This window comes from Klebsiella sp. M041 (assembly GCF_059759695.1).
Genome location: NZ_JCAXWU010000006.1, coordinates 38,244 through 60,396, shown reverse-complemented (window position 1 = coordinate 60,396; position 22,153 = coordinate 38,244). Strand labels below are relative to the sequence as shown.

At 60.1% G+C, this 22,153-nt stretch carries 17 protein-coding genes; 9 read left to right on the top strand and 8 right to left on the bottom strand.

The genetic code is table 11. From position 1 onward, the window contains the following. Window positions 1-223 precede the first annotated feature (223 nt). The 6 genes from narI to AC6CWS_RS09230 all read right to left on the bottom strand — a co-directional run bounded on the left by narI (window position 224) and on the right by AC6CWS_RS09230 (window position 9,124). Window positions 224-904: a respiratory nitrate reductase subunit gamma gene (gene narI / locus AC6CWS_RS09255; protein WP_065881623.1), complete on the bottom strand. Its 681-nt coding sequence runs from the start codon at window positions 902-904 to the stop codon at window positions 224-226. Next, on the bottom strand, window positions 901-1,596 hold the full coding sequence (gene narW, locus AC6CWS_RS09250) for a nitrate reductase molybdenum cofactor assembly chaperone (protein WP_065881624.1): 696 nt from the start codon (window positions 1,594-1,596) through the stop codon (window positions 901-903). Before narW ends, narI begins: the two co-directional genes overlap by 4 nt. Then, a complete protein-coding gene (narH, locus tag AC6CWS_RS09245) occupies window positions 1,596-3,140 on the bottom strand; it encodes a nitrate reductase subunit beta (protein WP_004202708.1) in 1,545 nt (514 codons plus the stop codon). Before narH ends, narW begins: the two co-directional genes overlap by 1 nt. Beyond that, window positions 3,137-6,877: a nitrate reductase subunit alpha gene (locus tag AC6CWS_RS09240; RefSeq protein WP_044523471.1), complete on the bottom strand. Its 3,741-nt coding sequence runs from the start codon at window positions 6,875-6,877 to the stop codon at window positions 3,137-3,139. Before AC6CWS_RS09240 ends, narH begins: the two co-directional genes overlap by 4 nt. Before the next feature lie 113 nt (window positions 6,878-6,990). Next, a complete protein-coding gene (locus AC6CWS_RS09235; RefSeq protein WP_065881626.1) occupies window positions 6,991-8,373 on the bottom strand; it encodes a NarK family nitrate/nitrite MFS transporter in 1,383 nt (460 codons plus the stop codon). Window positions 8,374-8,548: 175 nt separating this feature from the next. Next, a complete protein-coding gene (locus AC6CWS_RS09230; protein ID WP_065881715.1) occupies window positions 8,549-9,124 on the bottom strand; it encodes a TetR family transcriptional regulator in 576 nt (191 codons plus the stop codon). Window positions 9,125-9,243: 119 nt separating this feature from the next. Here AC6CWS_RS09230 and kmrA point away from each other — a divergent pair, with 119 nt between their 5' ends. After that, entirely contained in the window at window positions 9,244-10,743 is a 1,500-nt protein-coding gene (gene kmrA, locus AC6CWS_RS09225) for an efflux MFS transporter KmrA (RefSeq protein WP_065881628.1), read from the top strand. Here kmrA and AC6CWS_RS09220 read toward each other — a convergent pair. Next, on the bottom strand, window positions 10,738-11,574 hold the full coding sequence (locus AC6CWS_RS09220) for an IclR family transcriptional regulator domain-containing protein (protein ID WP_072198970.1): 837 nt from the start codon (window positions 11,572-11,574) through the stop codon (window positions 10,738-10,740). The two genes, kmrA and AC6CWS_RS09220, sit on opposite strands and share 6 nt — an antisense overlap. Before the next feature lie 171 nt (window positions 11,575-11,745). Here AC6CWS_RS09220 and AC6CWS_RS09215 point away from each other — a divergent pair, with 171 nt between their 5' ends. The 7 genes from AC6CWS_RS09215 (at window position 11,746) to benD (ending at window position 17,996) form a co-directional block, all read left to right on the top strand. Continuing rightward, on the top strand, window positions 11,746-12,909 hold the full coding sequence (locus tag AC6CWS_RS09215) for a muconate cycloisomerase family protein (RefSeq protein ID WP_074442559.1): 1,164 nt from the start codon (window positions 11,746-11,748) through the stop codon (window positions 12,907-12,909). 19 nt (window positions 12,910-12,928) lie between these two features. Next, window positions 12,929-13,219, top strand: coding sequence for a muconolactone Delta-isomerase (gene catC, locus AC6CWS_RS09210; protein ID WP_023289855.1), 291 nt, complete (start codon window positions 12,929-12,931; stop codon window positions 13,217-13,219). A 65-nt stretch (window positions 13,220-13,284) separates the two neighbouring features. Continuing rightward, window positions 13,285-14,211, top strand: coding sequence for a catechol 1,2-dioxygenase (catA, locus tag AC6CWS_RS09205; RefSeq protein ID WP_065881718.1), 927 nt, complete (start codon window positions 13,285-13,287; stop codon window positions 14,209-14,211). 109 nt (window positions 14,212-14,320) lie between these two features. Next, window positions 14,321-15,703: a Rieske 2Fe-2S domain-containing protein gene (locus tag AC6CWS_RS09200; protein ID WP_065881632.1), complete on the top strand. Its 1,383-nt coding sequence runs from the start codon at window positions 14,321-14,323 to the stop codon at window positions 15,701-15,703. Then, entirely contained in the window at window positions 15,703-16,188 is a 486-nt protein-coding gene (gene benB / locus AC6CWS_RS09195; protein WP_065881634.1) for a benzoate 1,2-dioxygenase small subunit, read from the top strand. The genes AC6CWS_RS09200 and benB overlap by 1 nt, the downstream gene beginning before the upstream one ends. Window positions 16,189-16,197: 9 nt before the next feature. Continuing rightward, window positions 16,198-17,214 carry a benzoate 1,2-dioxygenase electron transfer component BenC gene (gene benC, locus AC6CWS_RS09190; RefSeq protein ID WP_032453013.1) on the top strand — a complete coding sequence of 339 codons (1,017 nt, stop codon included), beginning with the start codon at window positions 16,198-16,200 and terminating at the stop codon, window positions 17,212-17,214. 8 nt (window positions 17,215-17,222) lie between these two features. After that, window positions 17,223-17,996: a benzoate diol dehydrogenase BenD gene (gene benD, locus AC6CWS_RS09185; RefSeq protein WP_065881635.1), complete on the top strand. Its 774-nt coding sequence runs from the start codon at window positions 17,223-17,225 to the stop codon at window positions 17,994-17,996. Here benD and yddG read toward each other — a convergent pair. Beyond that, window positions 17,993-18,871, bottom strand: a complete 879-nt coding sequence (gene yddG / locus AC6CWS_RS09180; RefSeq protein WP_032453011.1) for an aromatic amino acid DMT transporter YddG — start codon at window positions 18,869-18,871, stop codon at window positions 17,993-17,995. The genes benD and yddG overlap by 4 nt on opposite strands. 225 nt (window positions 18,872-19,096) lie before the next feature. Here yddG and fdnG point away from each other — a divergent pair, with 225 nt between their 5' ends. Beyond that, entirely contained in the window at window positions 19,097-22,144 is a 3,048-nt protein-coding gene (gene fdnG, locus AC6CWS_RS09175) for a formate dehydrogenase-N subunit alpha (RefSeq protein ID WP_102007103.1), read from the top strand. The last annotated feature ends 9 nt before the right edge of the window (window positions 22,145-22,153 follow it).

The window sequence follows — 22,153 nt, the reverse complement described above, 5'->3', positions numbered from 1 at the left end:
CGCCACCCGGCGAAATTACAGGTACCGCGCCTGATATCTTGCCCGGCGGCGCTGCGCCTGCGCGGGCCTACGGGGGATGAGCCTGTGAGAGGGCCCTGTAGGCCGGGTAAGGCGACAGCCGCCACCCGGCATAACGGCTGGAGCCGGGTCGATAACTACCCGGACTCGCGCGAAGGCCGCGTCCGGGCTACCGGTTAGGATGAATGATAACAGCCGCCAGCGCTCAGCGTCGGGAGCGCACCACCTGGTAGCGGCGGGTGAAATACTCCACCGGCGCGCTCCAGACGTGAACCAGACGGGTGAACGGGAAGATCAGGAAGATGGTCATCCCCAGCACCAGGTGGACGCGGTAAATCCAGGCCACGCCGTCCAGATGCGCCGAGGCGCCGCCGTGGAAGGTGACCACCGCCTGCGCCCAGTCCACCAGCTTGAGCATTTCGCTGCCGTCCGGATGCTGGGCGGAGAAGTGGATCGTCGTCAGCCCCAGCGCGCACTGAATCAGCAAAATGCACAGGATCAGAATATCTGCCGTGGTGGAGGTGGCGCGAATGCGCGGGTTGGTCAGGCGGCGAGCCAGCAAGCCGATGCCGCCCACCAGGGTGAGCACCCCACACACGCCGCCGAGGATCATTGCCATCAGCTGCTTCTGCGACATTGGCAGGAACCACGAGTAGACCCAGTGCGGGGTCAGCATGCCAAAGAGATGGCCGAAAAAAATGCCGAGAATGCCGATATGAAACAAGTTCGACCATAGCACCATCCCGCGTTTATCCAGCATCTGGCTGGATGACGCGCGCCAGGTATACTGCCCATAGTCGTAGCGTAGCCAGCTGCCGAGCAGAAACACGGCGCCGCAAAGGTAAGGGTAGATATCGTAAAAGAAGACGTTCAGATACTGGATCATTTCGGGCCTCCGGCGCGGATGTCGACGTACAGCGGCGCCACATCCTGGCTAAAGCGTCGTTGATAAGCTTGCATAGGCGAGCTGTCGCAAGCGGTCGCATTATCTTCAATAAACTTCACCTGCTCTTCTTCCCACACTTCGTCCAGCGCCTGACAGGTATCGTCGCGCTTTTCTCCCGCCACCTGTTTGGTGACACTGTCACTGGTGAGCGGGCTTTTTGCCAGCGCCAGCAGGGCGTCAAACAGTTGATAATACGAGCATTCTCGTTGCTTCAGGCGGCCGCCGATCAGCGCCAGAATCGGCGCGATATTCTGCAGCCCTTCACGGGCGTCGGCGAGGGGTAAAATACTGAGATACTCCAGATACAGCGGCAGATAGTCGGGCAGTTCACGGCAATCGATCAGCAGACCTGCCTGCTGATACTGATTCATCAGGTCCACCATCGCCTGGCCACGGTCGCGGGACTCAGCATGCACATGTTCAAACAGCAGCAGCGAGGTGGCGCGCCCTCGCTCGAACACCTCGCACCAGTCGGCCTGGCGATCCAACAGCGGCGCCGCCAGCAGCTCCCCGACAAAGGGCGTCAGGGATGGGATATCGGCGCTGACCAGCGCCAGGGCTTCGTCGCGGTTCTCCCACAGCACCTCGTCGGGATACTCCAGCAGCAGACCGAGCACTTTCAGGATCCGCATCACTCTCCCTCCCCATGCTTACGCACGCCGCTGACGTCGATGGCGTCAATCCGCCGGCTGTTAAACAGGTTGAATTTCGTATCTGACCCGTGGCAGCCGTCGCCGAAGGTAAAGCCGCAGCCGTTACGTTCCGGGAAGGCATCCTCCGCCAGTTCGCGATGGCTGGTGGGGATCACGAAGCGGTCTTCGTAGTTGGCGATCGCCAGATAGCGATACATCTCTTCGACCTGCTCAACGCTGAGTCCCACCTCTTCAATTGCCCGGGTATCGGTCACGCCCTCGACGGTTTGCGAGCGCTTGTAGTGGCGCATCGCCATCATCCGTTTCAGCGCGCGCAATACCGGCCCGGTATCCCCGGCGCTCAGCAGGTTCGCCAGGTACTGGACCGGAATGCGCAGGCTCTCAACCGCCGGCAGGATGGCGCCGTTGTTCGGCAGGCCGCCGGCGTCAGCAACCGACTGGATCGGCGACAGGGGCGGCACATACCAGACCATCGGCAGAGTGCGATACTCCGGATGCAGCGGCAGGGCCAGCTTCCAGTCCATCGCCAGCTTATAGACCGGCGATTTCTGCGCCGCCTCAATGACATTGTGGGGGATGCCTTGTTTTAACGCTTCCTCGATGACCGCCGGATCGTTTGGATTAAGGAATACCTCGCACTGGCGCTCATAGAGGTCGGTTTCATGCTCGGTGCTGGCAGCTTCTTCGATACGGTCGGCGTCATACAGCAAGACGCCGAGATAGCGGATGCGCCCGACGCAGGTTTCGGAGCACACCGTTGGCTGCCCGGACTCAATGCGCGGATAGCAGAAGATGCATTTTTCCGACTTACCGCTCTTCCAGTTAAAGTAGATTTTTTTATATGGACAGCCGCTGATGCACATCCGCCAGCCGCGGCATTTGTCCTGGTCTATCAGCACGATGCCATCTTCCTCACGCTTGTAGATGGCGCCGCTCGGGCAGGTGGCCACGCAGCTCGGGTTGAGGCAGTGCTCGCACAGGCGCGGGAGGTACATCATAAAGGTGTTTTCGAACTGGCCGTACATCTCTTTCTGCATGGCTTCGAAGTTACGGTCGCGGGCGCGTTTCTCGAACTCACCGCCGAGCAGTTCCTCCCAGTTCGGGCCCCAGTCAATTTTATCCATCCGCTCGCCGCTGATCAGCGAGCGTGGGCGGGCGGTAGGCAGATATTTTCCCTCCGGCGCGTTGTGCAGATGCTGGTAATCGTAGGTGAAGGGTTCGTAGTAATCGTCAATCGCCGGCAGCACCGGGTTGGCGAATATCTTCGACAGCACGCTAACCCGATTGCCGAGGCGGGGCGTCAGTTTACCGCTGATGCCGCGGATCCAGCCGCCTTGCCACTGCTCCTGGTCTTCCCAGTTTTTTGGGTAGCCAATGCCCGGTTTGGTTTCCACATTATTGAACCACGCGTACTCCATGCCCTCCCGGCTGCTCCAGACGTTTTTACAGGTGACCGAGCAGGTGTGACAGCCGATGCATTTGTCCAGATTCAGCACCATTCCAACCTGAGAACGGATTTTCATTTTTTCGCCTCCTGTACCTGATCGCGACCTTCGTCATCCAGCCAGGCAATATTTTTCATTTTGCGGATCATGATGAACTCGTCGCGGTTGGAGCCGACGGTGCCGTAGTAGTTAAAGCCATAGGCCAGCTGGGCGTAGCCGCCGATCATGTGCGTCGGCTTCGGGCAGACGCGGGTGACGGAGTTATGAATGCCGCCGCGGCGGCCGGTCACTTCCGAACCCGGGATATTCATAATCCGCTCCTGAGCGTGATACATCATGGTCATCCCCGGCGGCACGCGCTGGCTCACCACCGCCCGGGCGGTGAGGGCGCCGTTGGCGTTGAACGCTTCAATCCAGTCGTTATCTTCAATGCCCAGCTCTCTGGCGTCAGTTTCACTGAGCCAGACGATCGGCCCGCCGCGCGACAGCGTCAGCATCAGCAGGTTTTCGCTGTATGTGGAGTGGATCCCCCATTTCTGGTGCGGGGTCAGGAAGTTCAGCGCTTTCTCCGGAAAACCGTTCGGCGGCACGGCCTTCATCTGGCTGACGCTGCGGGTATCAATGGGCGGGCGATAAGCCACCAGACTTTCGCCGAAGGCCCGCATCCACGGATGGTCCTGATACAGCTGTTGCCGCCCGGAGAGGGTGCGCCACGGGATCAGTTCGTGCACGTTGGTATAACCGGCGTTGTAGGAGACGTGCTCGCTTTCCAGTCCCGACCACGTTGGGCTGGAGATGATCTTGCGCGGCTGCGCCTGAATATCGCGGAAGCGGATCTTCTCATCCTCTTTATTCAGCGCCAGATGAGTGTGGTCGCGACCGGTAAATTCTCCCAGCGCCTGCCAGGCTTTCACCGCCACCTGGCCGTTGGTTTCCGGCGCGAGGCTGAGAATAACTTCGGAGGCGTCAATGGCGCTGTCGATCCGCGGCCGGCCTTTGGCCGGACCGTCCTGCTTGAGGTAGTTAAGCTTGCCGAGGAAATCGACTTCGCTTTGCGTATTCCACGAGATGCCTTTCCCGCCGTTGCCAAGCTTATCGAGCAGCGGCCCGAGAGAGGTGAAGCGTTCCCAGGTGGCGGGATAGTCGCGCTCCACCAGGGCAATCGACGGAGCGGTTTTCCCGGGGATCAGATCGCATTCGCCCTTGCGCCAGTCAAGCACCTCGAACGGCTGCGCCAGCTCAGCCGGAGAGTCATGCTGCAGCGGGACCAGCACCACGTCGGTCTCTTTCCCGAGATGGCCGACGCAGACCTGCGAGAAGGATTTGGCGATATCTTTGTAAATCTCCCAGTCGCTCTTTGCCTCCCACGCCGGGTCGACGGCGGCGGAAAGCGGGTGGATAAACGGATGCATATCCGAGGTGTTCATATCGTCTTTTTCGTACCAGGTGGCGGTCGGTAGAACAATATCGGAAAAGAGACAGGTACTGGACATGCGGAAATCCAGCGTCACCAGCAGGTCGAGTTTGCCCTCGATAGCCGCCGTCTGCCACTCGACTTCCTCAGGTTTCACCTCATCGCTGGCGCCCAGTTCATCCCCCTGAATACCGCTGTCGGTCCCGAGCAGGTATTTCAACATGTACTCATGCCCCTTACCGGACGATCCCAGCAGGTTAGAGCGCCAGATAAACAGGTTCCGCGGATGGTTTTTGCCGCTGTCCGGCTGCTCGGCGGCAAAGCGGATCTCGCCGGATTTTAGCGACCGCACCGTGAACTCCGAGGGCGATAGCCCGGCGGCCTCGGCCTGCTGCTTGATGGTCAGCGGGTTGACGTTGAGCTGTGGTGCAGAAGGCAACCAGCCCATCCGTTCCGCGCGGACGTTGAAGTCGATAAGGCTGCCGCTAAATTTGCTGGCGTCGGCCAGCGGCGACAACAGCTCCTGCGCGGTCAGTTTTTCATAGCGCCACTGGCTGGCGTGATTGTAGAAATAGGAGGTGCTGTTCATTTGCCGCGGCGGGCGGTTCCAGTCCAGCGCGAACGCCAGCGGCAGCCAGCCGGTCTGCGGGCGCAGCTTCTCCTGGCCGACATAGTGCGACCAACCGCCGCCGCTCTGGCCGACGCAGCCGCAGAACACCAGCAGGTTAATCATCCCCCGGTAGTTCATATCCATGTGGTACCAGTGGTTTACCCCGGCGCCGAGGATAATCATCGAACGGCCATGGGTTTTATGTGCCGTATCGGCGAACTCGCGGGCGATTTGTTCGATATGCTGGCGCGGCACGCCGGTGATCTGCTCCGCCCACGCCGGGGTATAGGCTTTAACCTCGGCGAAATCTTTCGCCGCATTGACATCATCAAGCCCTCGGTCCAGGCCGTAGTTAGCCAGAATCAGGTCATATACGCTGACCACCAGGCCGCTTTCGCCACTGGCCAGCGTCAGCTGTTTCACCGGGAGCGGATGAAGGGTTACCGGTGCCTGCGGCACGCTGCGGAAATGTGGGTTTTCATTGCCGCCGAAGTAGGGGAAGGCGACTGACGCCACGCTGTCGCGAATATCCAGCAGAGACAGCGTGAGCTCCACCGTTTTGCCGTCAGCCAGCGGTTCGAGATTCCATTTCCCTTTTTCGCCCCAGCGAAAGCCGATGGAACCGTTTGGCGCCACCAGTTCGCCGTCGGCGGTGCAGGCGACGGTTTTCCATTCCGGGTTATTCGTTTCGCCCAGTCCATCCAGCAGGTCGGAGGCGCGCAGCATGCGGCCTGGCACATAGCTGCCATCGTCGCGCGGCTCAAGCATCACCAGCATCGGCATGTCGGTATAGGTGCGGCAGTAGTTAAGAAAGTAATCGCTCGGGTTATCAAGGTGGAAGGCTTTGAGGATGACGTGGCCCATGGCCATCGCCAGCGCGCTGTCGGTACCTTGCTTCGGCGCCAGCCAGTGGTCGCACAGTTTGGCCACTTCCGAATAGTCCGGGGTGATGGCGATGGTTTTGGTGCCTTTGTAGCGTACTTCGGTGAAGAAGTGGGCATCCGGGGTCCGGGTCTGCGGCACGTTGGAGCCCCAGGCGATAATGTAGCTGGCGTTGTACCAGTCGGCGGATTCCGGCACGTCGGTCTGCTCGCCCCAGGTCATTGGCGAGGCCGGGGGCAGATCGCAGTACCAGTCGTAGAAGCTGAGGCAGGTGCCGCCGATAAGGGATAAATAGCGGGTACCCGCCGCGTAGGAGACCATCGACATCGCCGGGATCGGCGAGAACCCGGCGACACGGTCCGGGCCGTAGTGTTTGATGGTCCAGACGTTGGCGGCGGCGATGAGCTGATTCAGCTCTTTCCAGCTGGAGCGGACAAAGCCGCCTTTGCCGCGCGCCGCTTTATAGCTGGTGGTTTTGGCCGGATCCTGCATGATGCTATCCCAGGCCTGCACCGGGTCGGGAAACTGCGCCAGTGCTTCGCGCCACAACGCAATCAGCCGTTTACGCGCCAGCGGGTACTTCAGACGGTTGGCGCTATAGAGATACCAGGAGTAGCTGGCGCCTCGCGGGCAGCCGCGTGGTTCATGGTTCGGCAGATCCGGGCGGGTACGCGGATAATCGGTCTGCTGGGTTTCCCAGGTCACCAGACCGTTTTTGACATAAATTTTCCAGCTGCAGGAGCCGGTGCAATTCACGCCGTGGGTGGAGCGGACAATTTTGTCGAACTGCCAGCGTTGACGGTAGCTGTCTTCCCAGTCACGGTTGTTGTTGTAAACCTGACCGTGGCCGTTGGCAAAGGTTTCGCCTTTCTGCTTAAAGTAGCGAAAGCGATCCAGTAGTTTACTCATGACATTTCTCCTGCTCCGATAAAGTCCGGCATCGTGCCACCCGGCCGGATGAGCGAACGAACGCGTACGCCGGATAAGGCGGAAGCCGCCATCCGGCAGATAAATCGTTATGGTTAAGCGGGTTTACGTCGGCCGTAGACCAGCCAGGTCACCAATACGCAAACCACATAAAAAACGAAAAAGACCTTCATCGCCCCGACCGGCGAACCGGTCATCGCCAGCGAGGTGCCGAAGGCTTTCGGGATAAAGAAGCCGCCGATGGCGCCAATTGCCGAGATAAAGCCCAGCGCGGCAGCGGTATCGGTTACGGCTTCATGCTGCGCTTCTTCTTCGCTGCCGCCGCGCTGCCTCACGCTCTCGATGGTGAGCTGACGGAAGATGACGGCGATCATCTGGAAGGTGGAGCCGCTGCCGAGCCCGGCGGTTAAGAACAGCCCCATAAACACCACGTAGAAGGCGAGGAAGCTGCCGGATCCGCTGCCCGGCAGGGTGAGGAACAGCAGACCGGTAAAGAGCGCCATCAGCACGAAATTGACCAGCGTCACCCGCACACCGCCCAGACGGTCGGAGATGATCCCGCCGAACGAGCGCGCCAGCGCGCCAATAAACGGTCCAAAGAAAGCCAGCTTGAGAATGTCGACCGCAGGAAACTGGGTTTTCGCCAGCATGGCGAAGCCGGCGGAGAAGCCGATAAATGAGCCGAAAGTCGCCAGATAGAGCAGGCTCAACAGCCACATATGCGGGCGCTTGAGTACGGGAAGCTGATCGCGAATCGAGGCCTTCGAACTGGCGATATCATTCATACCGAACCAGGCGGCAGCGGTGGCAAGCAGAAGGAGGGGTACCCAGACGAGCGCCGCATTACTCAGGGCCATGGTCGAGCCATCGGGCTGGGTGACGCCATGGACGCCGAGGAAGGTGAAGAGCGGCAGGAAGATCACCGCCGGGGCGACCATCTGCATCACGCTGACCCCGAGATTGCCCAGGCCGCCGTTGACCCCCAGCGCGCTGCCCTGTTTGGCTTTGGGAAAAAAGAAACTGATATTTCCCATACTGGAAGCAAAATTAGCCCCGGCAAAACCGCACAGCAGCGCAATAACAATAAATACCCAGAATGGAGTAGCACTATTCTGGATCGCCACGCCTAACCAAATACAAGGCACAATTAGGATCACTGTACTTAATACGGTCCAGTAGCGCCCGCCGAAGAGAGGTACCATAAAGGAGTAGGGGACCCGTAATATCGCGCCGGAAAGTGAAGGAAGTGCGGTTAATAAAAAAAGCTGGTCGGTAGTGAAATGAAATCCGACCTTATTAAGGTTGACCGCCACGGCGCTGAATAACATCCATACGCAGAAGGCAAGTAGTAAGCAGGTGACTGATATCCAGAGGTTTCTTCTCGCAATGGCCTGACCTTTGTTTTCCCAGAAGGCCTTATTTTCTGGCCGCCAGTTTTTCAAAAGGTAATGATTATCTTTCTCATTTTGTACCGACATATTGCCCTCTAATTGCCCGGAATGCAGTAAATAAATAAGGTCAACAGCTGAATACAAGGTGACGGTGAATAACCCTTAATTGGCGTTATCTAAAAAGCGTAGATAAAAAAACCGTGCTGTCGGAGAGCACGTGGAGAGCGTAGCGGGATTAATTGTTACTAAATGTAAAATTTAACTAAAATAACTCCAGCGTAATCATCTTATTGACGTAACGGCTAAACGCCGTCTCGTCCAGGGTTTGGGCGCCGAGGGCGTAAATCCCGTCGAGGCCGCACACCAGGGCGATAAAACGCCAGGCGATATCCACCGGCGGCTCGGTCGAGTGAAACTCACCGCAGGCGAGGCCCTGTTCCACGATCGCCACGGTCTCGGCATGCCACATGGTCATGGTCAGCAGGTAGGCCGCTTTGATGTCCGGGTCGCTGTCGGCCAGAACCTGGCCTTCCCGCCACAGGCGGATATAGGGTTCCAGCCGGCCATCCTCGCTGCCGATCATCGAGAATAACCGCTCGCGCCAGCTGGCATCCTCCGCCACCAGCGGCATGTCGAGCATCTCGCGGATAAGACGGATGAACACCTGGGACTTCAGCTCGCCGATGGAGGCGAAGTGGTGGTGCAGTTGCCCGGCGGCCACCTGCGCCTCGCGGGCGATCTGTCGGACGGTCATGGCGCTGAAGCCGCCGCGCAGCGCCAGGCGCATGGCGGCCTGCATAATCCCTTCCCGTCGCTCATCCCGCTGTAAATAGTGCATAGAACCCCGCTGATATCTGGCTTTAACCGAGTGTAACAAAAAGTTGGACATGTGTTCAACAATCCGGCAGGATCGCCATCCTGGACATGTGTCCAAGTTCTAACATTGAGGTACACGCTATGTCACGGCAATGGATGACGCTGATGGCGATTTTGCTGGTTTATATTCCGGTGGCGATTGACGCCACGGTGTTGCATGTGGCCGCGCCGACCCTCAGCGTCGCGCTGGGCAGCAGCGGCAATGAGCTGTTGTGGATCATTGATATCTATTCATTGGTGATGGCCGGGATGGTGCTGCCGATGGGCGCCCTTGGCGATAAAATCGGCTTTAAACGTCTGCTGCTGCTCGGCAGCGCTATTTTTGGCGTCGCCTCGCTGTGCGCCGCGCTGTCGCCGACCGCCCTGACGCTGATTGCCTCCCGCGCCCTGCTGGCGGTGGGGGCGGCGATGATCGTTCCAGCGACGCTTGCCGGGATCCGCAGCACCTTCGCCGAGGCCAGCCAGCGCAATATGGCGCTGGGGCTGTGGGCGGCGGTGGGCTCCGGCGGCGCGGCCTTTGGCCCGCTGGTGGGCGGCATGCTGCTGGAGCATTTCTACTGGGGATCGGTGTTCCTGATCAACGTGCCGATTGTGCTGGTGGTTATCGCCATTAACGCGAAAGTGGTGCCGCGCCAGCCCGCGCGCCGCGACCAGCCGCTGAACCTACTGCAGGCGCTCATTTTGATTGCGGCGATCCTGATGCTGGTGTATAGCGCCAAATCGGCCCTGAAGGGCCAGCTGGCGCTGTGGCTCACCGCGCTGGTGGCGATCGGCGGGGCGGCGATGCTGACCTGGTTTATCCGCAAACAGCTGTCGGCGGCCCGGCCGATGGTGGATATGCGTCTGTTCACCCATCGTATTATTTTAAGTGGGGTGATGATGGCGATGACGGCCCTGATTACCCTGGTGGGTTTTGAGCTGCTGATGGCGCAGGAGCTGCAGTTTGTGTATCAGAAAACGCCGTTCGAGGCGGGGATGTTTATGCTGCCGGTGATGGTGGCCAGCGGCTTTAGCGGGCCGATTGCCGGGATGCTGGTGTCGAAGCTCGGACTGCGCGAGGTGGCTACCGGCGGGATGTTGCTGAGCGCCTTCAGCTTTCTGGGCCTGGCGCTGACCGATTTCAGCACTCAACACTGGCTGGCCTGGGGGCTGATGACGCTGCTGGGCTTTAGCGTCGCCAGCGCGTTGCTGGCCTCCAGCTCCGCCATTATGGCGGCGGCGCCGAAGGAGAAAGCGGCGGCGGCCGGGGCGATCGAAACCATGGCCTATGAGCTGGGCGCCGGCCTCGGCATTGCGCTGTTCGGCCTGATCCTCACCCGCAGCTACAGCGCCACCATTGTGCTACCGTCCGGGCTGAATGAGACGATGGCGCAGCAGGCGTCGTCATCGATCGGCGAGGCGGTCAGCCTGAGCCAGCTGCTGCCTGCGGGGGTGGCGGAGGCGCTAATGGCGGCGGCGAAGGCGGCCTTTACCCAGGCGCACAGCCTGGTGCTGGCGACAGCGGGGGTCATGCTTCTGCTGCTGGCCGCCGGGATCTGGCGCAGCCTCGCCACGGTGACGAAGCCGCAGTCGGCGCTATAGCTGTAGCGACAGGTCCATAGCCGCGCGGCGTAGCGGGGCGAGGGCCTTCTCTTTTAACGCCGCGGCGCTGACCGTCGCGGCCGGCACTCCGACATTCAGCGCGGCCACCACCTGGCCATGACGCGACAGCACCGGCACCGCCAGCGAGCACAGGCCCACCTCTATCTGGCGGTCGGCGAGGGCATAGCCCTGCATGCGCACCCGATCAATCTCCGCGCGTAGCCCGGCCATATCGCACAGGGTGTGTGGGGTGTAGCGAATGAGCACAGCGCGTGACAGTGTCACCTCCAGCTGCTCCTCCGGCAGCGCGCTGAGCAATACGCGACCCATCGACGTCGCCCACGCCGGCAGACGGCTGCCGCGTCCGAGATCGACGCTCAGTAAATTATTCACCGCGGCGCGGGCGATATAGAGCACGTTATCCCCATCGAGCGTTGCCGCCGAACAGGATTCGCCGAGGGCTTTGCCGAGGCTATCCAGCGCCGTCTGCGCCACTTTCGCCAGCGGGGTGCCGGCGAGATAGGCATGGCCCACCGCCAGCACCCGGGGCAACAGCTCATAATGGCGGCCATCCGGGCTATGGACCATGCCCAGCGCGGCGAGGGTATACAGGCAGCGGCGTACCGCCGCGCGGGAAATTTGCGTTTTCTGGCTTAACTGGGAAATGGTCAGCCGCTGACGCTGCGGGGTAAAGGCGTTAAGCACCTCCAGCCCGCGAGCCAGAGACAGCATAAAGTTGGGATCGTGCTCGGCCTGCCTGGCGCTTAGGGTGGTGGGGGTATGGTCACGCATGGATTCCCTCTCCGTTGCATTGCAAAGCTCACGGGGCATCACTATACCGTGCGCAAACCGCACCGTCCTGAATTGTGCCGGTTTTACCACCGCGATCACATTATTAACCGTCTTTTAACAAACGTGCCGATAATCGCACAACATTTCGATTATCGCCGTTGACCACCCGCCAGGCCGAACCCTATTGTCAATGGCACAGCCCTCCCCGTTATGGATGTGGGTACAAAAAGTTATACATCTCATCAGGAAGCGAAAATGACTGCCACCGTAGAAGGTATTGAGAGCTGGATTGTGGATGTCCCAACCATCCGGCCACATAAATTGTCGATGACCACCATGGGATGTCAGACGCTGGTGATCGTGCGCCTTACTCGCTCCGACGGCATCTGCGGCATTGGCGAGGCCACCACCATCGGCGGCTTGAGCTATGGCGTCGAGAGCCCGGAGGCTATCTCGTCGGCAATAACGCATTACCTGACGCCGCTGCTGCTGGGGCAACCGGCCGATAACCTGAATGCGCTGACCGCCCGCATGAACATCGCCGTTAAAGGCAACACCTTTGCGAAGTCCGCCATTGAAACCGCGCTGTTGGATGCCCAGGGCAAAGCGCTGGGCCTGCCGGTGTCGGCGCTGCTCGGCGGCGCGCTGCAAACGTCCTTGCCGGTGCTCTGGACGTTAGCCAGCGGCGATACCGCAAAAGATATTGCCGAAGGGGAAAAATTGTTAGCAGAGGGCCGCCATCGGGCGTTCAAGCTGAAAATTGGCGCCCGCGAATTAGCTACCGACCTGCGCCATACCCGCGCCATTGTGGAAGCGTTAGGGGATCGCGCCAGCATCCGCGTCGACGTCAACCAGGCCTGGGACGCGGCGACCGGCGCGAAAGGCTGCCGCGAGCTGGCGGCGATGGGCGTCGACCTCATCGAACAGCCGGTCAGCGCCCACGACAACGCGGCGCTGGTGCGGTTGAGCCAGCATATTGAAACCGCGATCCTCGCCGACGAAGCGGTAGCCACCGCTTACGATGGCTATCAACTGGCGCAGCAGGGCTTTACCGGCGCCTACGCGCTGAAAATAGCCAAGGCCGGCGGACCGAACAGCGTACTGGCGCTGGCTCGCGTCGCCCAGGCGGCGGGGATTGGCCTGTATGGCGGCACCATGCTGGAGGGGACCGTGGGGACTGTCGCCTCGCTGCACGCCTGGTCGACGCTGCCGCTGCAGTGGGGCACCGAGATGTTCGGCCCTCTGTTGCTGAAAGACGATATCGTCCGCATACCGCTCTCCTTTGCCGACGGTGAGGTGGTGCTCCCGCAAACCCCGGGTCTTGGCGTCGAGCTGGATGAAGACAAACTGCGTTTTTACACCCGCCAGGCGTAGCGGGTAACAGGAGAAACATATGCTATTTAAAGTGGAGATGACCGTGAATATTCCGCTTGGTTTTCCCGTCGCCGAAGCGGAGGAAATAAAGCAACGCGAAAAAGCCTATTCACAACAATTACAGCGGGAAGGCAAATGGCGACATATCTGGCGCGTCGCCGGTCTTTACGCCAATGTCAGTATTTTCGATGTCAACGATGCCGAAGAGTTACATCAAATATTAATGGGATTGCCGCTGTATCCTTTTATGGATATTCGCGTCGAGGCGCTGTGCCGTCATCCCTCGTCTGTTCGTGACGACGATAGCTAATAATAACACCTGACCTCATGCCGGGGTGACCCGGAAATACCCTACAACGATAAGAGAGAATAATGATGAGTAATGCTTTCGTACAACAAGAAGCCGTGCAGAAATTATTACGTGAAGGCGCGGGTTTACATGTCCCTGGCGGTAACGAACGTTTTAAAGCCATTATTCACCGTCTGCTGGAGAATATCTGTACGCTGATCGACGACTATAACGTCACCGAAGAAGAGTTCTGGCATGCGGTGAACTATCTGCATGCGCTGGGCGGCCGTCAGGAGGCGGCGCTGCTGGCGGCGGGACTGGGTCTGGAGCATTTCCTCGACCTGCGTCAGGACGCCATTGACGCGGCGGCGCGCCGGGAAACCGGCACCCCGCGCACCATCGAAGGGCCGCTGTATGTGGCCAATGCGCCGCTGGCCGACGGCCACGCCCGGATGGATGATGGCGCCGACGCCGGGGAAGTGATGTGGCTGCATGGCCAGGTCAACGATACCGAGGGCCGGCCGGTGGCCAACGCCATTGTCGATATCTGGCACGCCAATACCCTCGGCAATTACTCCTTCTTCGATCCGAGCCAGAGCGAATACAACCTGCGCCGGCGGATCCGCACCGGCGCCGATGGCCGCTACAGCGTGCGCAGCATCCTGCCTTCCGGCTACGGCTGTCCGCCGGATGGCCCGACGCAGAAGCTGCTGGATCGGTTAGGTCGCCATGGCAACCGTCCGGCGCACATTCACTTCTTCGTCTCCGCGCCGGGGCATAAACATCTCACCAGCCAGATCAACCTCAGCGGCGATAAATATCTGTGGGATGATTTTGCCTTTGCCACCCGCGACGGCCTGATTGCCGACCCGATCAAAGTGACGGACCGCGAGATTATCGCGATGCGCGACCTTGAGGGAGAGCACACTGAGGTCTGTTTTGATTTCACCCTGTGTAAAGCGCTCAGCGCCGACGAAGAGCAGCGCGGCGCCCGCCTGCGCGCCAAAGCGTAATCTGCTGTAACGGCCCCGGGCACGCGGTTGCCCGGGCCAGACATTGCACCTGAAAGCAAACAATTCACCCGGTTTCTTTCATCCTGAATACTGCAGGAGGGACTGACTCATGCAAAAAACGCTATCAGCGCTTAAAGACAAAATTAACAACGCCTTAATTGTCGATCGTGAAAACCATATTTACCGCTGCCACCGTTCGATATTTACCGACCCGCAGCTGTTTGAATTTGAAATGAAGCATATCTTTGAAGGTAATTGGGCGTTTCTCGCCCATGAAAGCCAAATAGCCGAACCGGGGGATTATTATACCCTGACGCTGGGACGTCAGCCGGTCATTATTACCCGCGATAAAAAGAATGAGCTGCATGCGTTAATTAACAGCTGTGCTCATCGCGGCGCCATGTTATGTCGACGGAAAACCGGGAATAAAAACTCATTTACCTGTCCGTTTCACGGCTGGACCTTCAGCAATAATGGCAAACTATTAAAAGCTAAAGATGAAAGCACCGGCGGCTATCCTGACACTTTCAAACAGGCAGGATCGCACGACCTGCAAAAGCTGCCGCGTTTTCAGTCCTATCGCGGTTTCTTATTCGGTAGCCTCAATGCCGACGTGCAGCCGCTGGAAGCCTATCTCGGGGAAACCTGCAAAATCATCGATCTGATCGTCGACCAGGCGCCGGAGGGGCTGGAGGTGCTCAAGGGATCGTCGAGCTATGTGTACGAGGGCAACTGGAAGCTGGGCGCAGAGAACGGCGCTGATGGCTACCACGTGAGCGTGGTGCACTGGAACTATGCCTCCACCATGTCGCGGCGCAATTATGAAGCGGAAGGCACCCATGCGGTGGACGCCAACGGCTGGTCAAAAAGCCTCGGCGGCGGCTACGGATTTGATAACGGCCATATGCTGCTGTGGACCCGGGCGCTGAACCCGGAGGTGCGCCCGGTGTATGCCCACCGCGAGCGCCTGCAGGCGGAATTCGGCGAACTCCGCGCCGACCAGATGGTCAATGAAACCCGCAACCTGTGCCTGTACCCCAACGTCTATCTGATGGATCAATTCTCCACCCAGATCCGCGTCATTCGTCCGCTGGCGGTGGACAAAACCGAAGTCACTATCTGGTGCTTTGCGCCGAAGGGGGAATCCGACCAGGCGCGGGCCCTGCGCATCCGCCAGTACGAGGATTTCTTTAACGTCAGCGGGATGGGGACCCCTGACGACCTCGAAGAGTTCAGCGCCTGTCAGCGCGGCTATCTCGGCGAAAACCTGGCGTGGAGCGATCTCAGCCGCGGCGCGCTGCGCTGGGTCGACGGTCCGGATGAGCATGCGCAGCACGCCGGATTTCATCCGCGCTTAAGCGGCGTGAAATCGGAGGACGAGGCGCTGTATATCGCCCATCACCATCACTGGCAGACGCTGATGCTGGCGGCGATTGAACAAGAGCAGCAGCGCTATGACCAGTCGATCACCCAGCGCGTGGAGGTGGTCTGATGCTGAACCTCGAACAGGTACGCCAGTTTCTCTATTACGAAGCCCGTCTGCTGGATGATCGTCAGTGGGATGAATGGCTCAGCTGCTACAGCCCGCAGGTCGTCTACTGGATGCCGGCGTGGGGCGACGATGACCAGCTGACGCGCGACCCGCAAAAAGAGATTTCGCTGATCTACTATCCCAACCGCGAAGGGCTGGAGGATCGCGTCTACCGCATTAAAACCGAGCGGTCCGGGGCCAGCACGCCGGAGCCGCGGACCACCCATATCATCAGTAACGTCGAGCTGCTGGGGGAGAACGATGAAGGGTTGAAGGTGCGTTACAGCTGGGTGACCTGGAGCCACCGCTATCAGCACACCGACGCCTTTTTCGGCGCCACCTGCTGCACGCTGACCGAGCAGGATGGCAGGCCGCAGATCGTGCGCAAAACCGTGCGCCTGAATAACGATTATATCCGTCAGGTGATCGACGTTTACCACATTTAAGAGGCGCTTATGACCTTCACTATTGCTCTTAATTTTGAGGACGGTATTACCCGCTTTATTCAATGCCATGCCGGAGAGAAAGTCCTGGATGCCGCCTATCGGCAGAAGGTGAATTTGCCGATGGACTGCTCGGACGGCGTGTGCGGCACCTGCAAGTGCCACTGCGCCAGCGGGGAATACGCTCTCGGCGACGAGTATCTCGACGAAGCGCTAAGCGACGAGGAAGCGCAGGCCCGCCAGGTGCTGACCTGTCAGATGGTGCCCACCAGCGACTGCGTAATCGATGTGCCAGTGGCTGCCGCCCAGTGTAAAACCGCCCTGACGAACACCGGGGCGCAGGTGCGGCAGGTGAATTGTCTGTCCGATACCGCCGTCGAGCTGGTGGTCGCCCTCGATGAGCCGCTGGACTTCCTGGCGGGGCAGTACGTCAACATCCAAGTGCCAGGCACGCCGCACGTTCGCGCCTATTCCTTCAGCTCCCGCCCAGGCTCGGCAGAAGGGCGTTTCCTGATCCGTAACGTGCCCGGCGGCATGATGAGCCAGTGGTTAACCCGGCAGGCGCGGCCCGGCGATCGCCTGATCCTCAGCGGCCCGATGGGCAGCTTCTATCTGCGCCATGGCGAACGTCCGCTGCTGATGCTGGCCGGCGGTACCGGGCTGGCGCCGCTGCTCTCCATGCTCGAGACCCTGCAGGCGCAGAACAGCTCGCGCCCGGTGACCCTGCTGTATGGCGTCACGCGCGACGGCGACCTGGTGAAGACCGAGGCGCTGGAGGCATTCCGTCAGCAGTTAACCCACTTTCGCTGGCTGCCGGTGGTGGCGGAGGAAAACAGCGCCTGCCCGCAGCGCGGCTTTGTCACCGATCATCTTGACGACGCCATGCTGAATAATGGCGAGGTCGATATCTACCTTTGCGGCCCGCCGCCGATGGTCAACGCGGTCGCCACGGCGCTGCGCGAGCGAGGGATCGCCCCGGCGGGCTTCTGGTACGAGAAATTTATCGCCAGCCAGAGCGCGGCGGCATAGGAGGTAGTATGCGTTTTCGCGATAAAGTGGTCGCCATCACCGGCGCGGCCCAGGGCATTGGCCGCCAGACCGCGGAGCAGGCGGCTGCGGAAGGCGCGGCTCTGCTGCTCATCGATCGCGCGCCCTGGGTGCGCGAGCTGGCGGCGACCCTGGCGCAGTCCGGCAGTCAGGTGCTGGCGCTGGAGGCGGACCTGGAACAGTGGTCGAGCGCCGAGCAGGCATTTGCCGACGGGGTCGCGCATTTTGGCCGCATCGATGTGCTAATCAATAACGTCGGGGGGACCATCTGGGCGCGGCCGTTTGCCGAATACCAGCCGGACCAGATTGAGAAAGAGATCCGCCGCTCGCTGTTTCCCACCCTGTGGGGCTGCCGCGCGGCGCTGCCCTGGATGCTCAAGCAGGGCAAAGGCAGCATCGTCAACGTCTCATCGGTGGCGACGGCGGGGGTCAACCGGGTGCCTTACTCGGCGGCGAAAGGCGGCGTCAATGCGCTGACCCGGTCGATCGCCATGGAGTACAGCGGCAGCGGCATCCGCATCAATGCCGTCGCGCCGGGCGGGACGGAGGCGCCGCCGCGCCTGACGCCGCGTAACGACGAGCAGCCCGGTGAGCAGGAGAAGGCGTGGTATCAGCAGGTGGTCGATCAGACGGTGGCCAGCAGCCTGATGCACCGCTACGGCACGCTGGCGGAACAGGCGAATGCGATCCTGTTCCTCGCCAGCGATGAGGCCAGCTATATCACCGGCGTGACCCTCCCGGTGGCGGGCGGCGATCTCGGCTAACGGCGGGTCGCGTACCAGCAGAGCAGGGAGCCGAGACACACCATCCCGGCCCCCTGCCAGAAGGGCCACGATAGCGCGGCGCTAAGCAGGATCGCCGCCAGCGCGGAGGAGAGCACCGGCGTGAAGTAGGAGGCCGCCGCCAGCAGGCTGACGTTGCCGTGGAGGATCCCCACGTTCCACGCGGCGTAGGCCAGACCGAGCGCCACCGCTACCGTCAGCAGCTTGATGCTGACCGGCCAGCTGAAGACCATCGGCGGCTGCGGCGTGGCGAGAAACTTCAGCCACAGCGTCAGCGCGGTTAACAGGACGAACAGGGTAATGGCATTTTTGCCGCGGGCATATTTGGCCGTCACCGTGCAGTAGGCCGCCCAGATAAAGGCGCCGATAAAGGCCAGCAGATAGCTGAGCGGACTGGAGATGACGTTGCTGATAATCTCGTCCAGCTGCAGGCCGTGCTCACCCCCCAACACCCAGCCGACGCCAAGCAGGGCGAGAAGCAAACCGGGGATCACCAGCCAGCTGCTTTTCTGACCATTAAACAGGATGGCGAACAGAATGGTCAGGCTGGGCCACAGGTAATTGACCATCCCCACTTCAATGGCCTGCTGACGGCTGGCGGCATAGCCCAGGGATAGCGCGAGGCAGATTTCATAGCTGACGAACAGCGCGCTGCCGGCCAGCAGATAGCGGCGCGGGATCTGGCGCAGGTTAGGGAAACCGACGGTAAAAATCAGCAGCAGGCCGCTGAGGCTGTAAATCATCGCTGCGCCGCCGACCGGTCCCAGTCCTTCGCTGACGCCGCGAATCAATCCGACCATGGTGCTCCATAAAATAATGGCGGCGAAGCCGATGGTCGTGGCTCTCTTTTTCTCCATGCTTATCCTGAGGGTTACGCAAATGCAGCCGGCATATATATCATCTTTTTACCGCCGCGGGGCGAAATTTTCCGCCATGGGTAACCCCTAGGGATTAGTGAAAACGGCCGCGGCTGGCGATTAAGGGGGCGTTGGTTTTGCTCCTTGATTTGACGCAAATTTTCCCGGGATTTTGCTGTTAGTTTCCTCCGCGCGATGAATCAACATCCTGCATGGAGGAATGCAATGGACGTCAGCCGCAGAAAGTTCTTTAAGATCTGCGCAGGCGGTATGGCCGGAACCACAGCTGCCGCCCTGGGCTTTGCCCCCAAAATGGCGCTGGCTCAGGCACGCAACTACAAATTGCTGCGTGCGAAAGAGATCCGCAACACCTGCACTTACTGCTCCGTTGGCTGCGGGCTATTAATGTATAGCCTCGGCGACGGCGCGAAAAACGCCAAAGAAGCGATTTACCATATTGAAGGCGATCCGGACCATCCGGTGAGCCGCGGCGCGTTATGCCCGAAAGGCGCCGGCCTGCTGGACTATGTCCACAGCGACAACCGCCTGCGCTACCCGGAATACCGCGCGCCGGGATCTGATAAATGGCAGCGACTCTCCTGGGATGAAGCCTTCAGCCGCATCGCCCGGCTGATGAAAGCCGACCGCGACGCCAACTTTATGGAAAAGAACGAACAGGGCGTGACGGTTAACCGCTGGCTTTCCACCGGCATGCTGTGCGCTTCGGCAGCAAGTAATGAAACCGGCATGCTGACGCAAAAATTTGTGCGTTCGCTCGGCATGCTGGCGGTAGACAACCAGGCACGCGTCTGACACGGACCAACGGTAGCAAGTCTTGCTCCAACATTTGGTCGCGGTGCGATGACCAACCACTGGGTGGATATCAAAAACGCGAACGTCGTGGTGGTGATGGGCGGCAACGCCGCGGAAGCCCACCCGGTGGGATTCCGCTGGGCGATGGAAGCGAAAAACAACAACGACGCCACGCTTATCGTTGTCGACCCGCGCTTTACGCGTACGGCGTCGGTGGCGGATATCTATGCGCCGATTCGCTCCGGTACCGACATTACCTTCCTGTCGGGGGTCCTGCTGTACCTGATCGAACATAACAAAATCAATGCCGAGTACGTGAAGCACTACACCAACGCCAGCCTGCTGGTGCGGGATGATTTTGCCTTCGAAGAGGGGCTGTTCAGCGGCTATGATGCGGACAAACGCCAGTACGATAAATCGTCCTGGAACTACCAGTTCGATGAAAACGGCTACGCCAAACGCGATGAGACGCTCAGCCATCCGCGCTGCGTGTGGAACCTGCTGAAGCAGCACGTTTCCCGTTACACGCCGGAGATGGTCGAAAACATCTGCGGTACGCCGAAAGCGGACTTCCTCAGGGTGTGCGACGTGCTGGCCTCAACCAGCGCCGCCGATCGCACCACCACTTTCCTGTATGCCCTGGGCTGGACGCAGCACACCGTCGGCGCGCAAAACATTCGCACCATGGCGATGATCCAGCTGCTGCTCGGCAATATGGGCATGGCCGGCGGCGGCGTGAATGCCCTGCGCGGTCACTCTAACATTCAGGGACTGACCGACCTTGGCCTGCTGTCCACCAGCCTGCCGGGCTACCTGACGCTGCCTTCTGATAAGCAGCCGGATCTGCAGACGTATCTGGCGGCCAACACGCCAAAAGCGACCCTGCCGGACCAGGTGAACTACTGGAGCAACTACCCGAAATTCTTTGTCAGCCTGATGAAGTCCTTCTACGGCGAGGCGGCGCAAAAAGAGAACGACTGGGGCTTTGAGTGGTTACCGAAGTGGGACCAGGCTTACGACGTGATCAAGTACTTCAACATGATGGATAACGGCAACGTCACCGGCTATATCTGCCAGGGCTTTAACCCGGTGGCGTCGTTCCCGGATAAAAACAAGGTGGTTCGCAGCCTGAGCAAGCTGAAGTACATGGTGGTTATCGACCCGCTGGTGACCGAAACCTCGACCTTCTGGCAGAACCACGGCGAGTCGAACGATGTCGACCCGTCGACGATTCAGACGGAAGTCTTCCGCCTGCCGTCCACCTGCTTTGCCGAAGAGGACGGTTCGATCGCTAACTCTGGCCGCTGGCTGCAGTGGCACTGGAAAGGTCAGGATGCCCCAGGTGAAGCACGTAACGACGGCGAGATCCTGGCCGGGATTTACCATCGTCTGCGCGAACTGTACCGCACCGAAGGCGGTAAAGGCGCTGAGCCGCTGCTGAAGATGGGCTGGAACTACAAACAACCGGACCATCCGGAATCGGAAGAAGTTGCCAAAGAAAACAACGGCTACGCGCTGGCGGATCTTTACGATCAACATGGCGCTTTGCTGGCGAAAAAAGGGCAACTGCTCAATAGCTTCGCGCTGCTGCGCGATGACGGCACCACCGCGTCGTCTTGCTGGATCTACAGCGGCAGCTGGACCGAACAGGGCAACCAGATGGCGAACCGCGATAACGCCGACCCGTCGGGTCTGGGCAATACGCTGGGCTGGGCCTGGGCGTGGCCGCTCAATCGCCGGGTGCTCTATAACCGCGCGTCAGCCGACATCAACGGCAAGCCGTGGGATGCGAAGCGGATGCTGATCCAGTGGAACGGCAGCAAGTGGGTCGGGAATGATATTCCGGACTTCAATACCGCGCCGCCGGGGAGCAACACCGGGCCGTTTATCATGCAGCAGGAGGGGCTGGGTCGTCTGTTCGCACTGGATAAGCTGGCGGAAGGGCCGTTCCCGGAACACTACGAGCCGATGGAAACCCCGCTTGGCACTAACCCGCTGCACCCGAAGGTGGTCTCCAGCCCGGTGGTGCGTGTGTATGAAGAGGACGCCATTCGCTTAGGTAAGAAGGATAAGTTCCCGTACGTCGGGACCACCTATCGTCTGACCGAACACTTCCATACCTGGACCAAGCATGCGCTGCTCAATTCCATCGCGCAGCCGGAACAGTTTGTCGAAATCAGCGAAGGGCTGGCAAAAGCGAAAGGCATCGCCAACGGCGACCGGGTAAAAGTCAGCAGCCAGCGCGGCTTTATTCGCGCGGTGGCGGTGGTGACGCGCCGTCTGCAAACCCTCAACGTCAACGGCCAGCAGGTGGAGACCGTCGGGATCCCGCTGCACTGGGGTTTTGAAGGCGTGGCTCGCAAAGGCTATATCGCTAACACCCTGACGCCGAACGTCGGCGATTCCAATTCGCAAACGCCGGAGTACAAGGCGTTTCTGGTCAACATCGAGAAAGCGTAAGGAGCGATT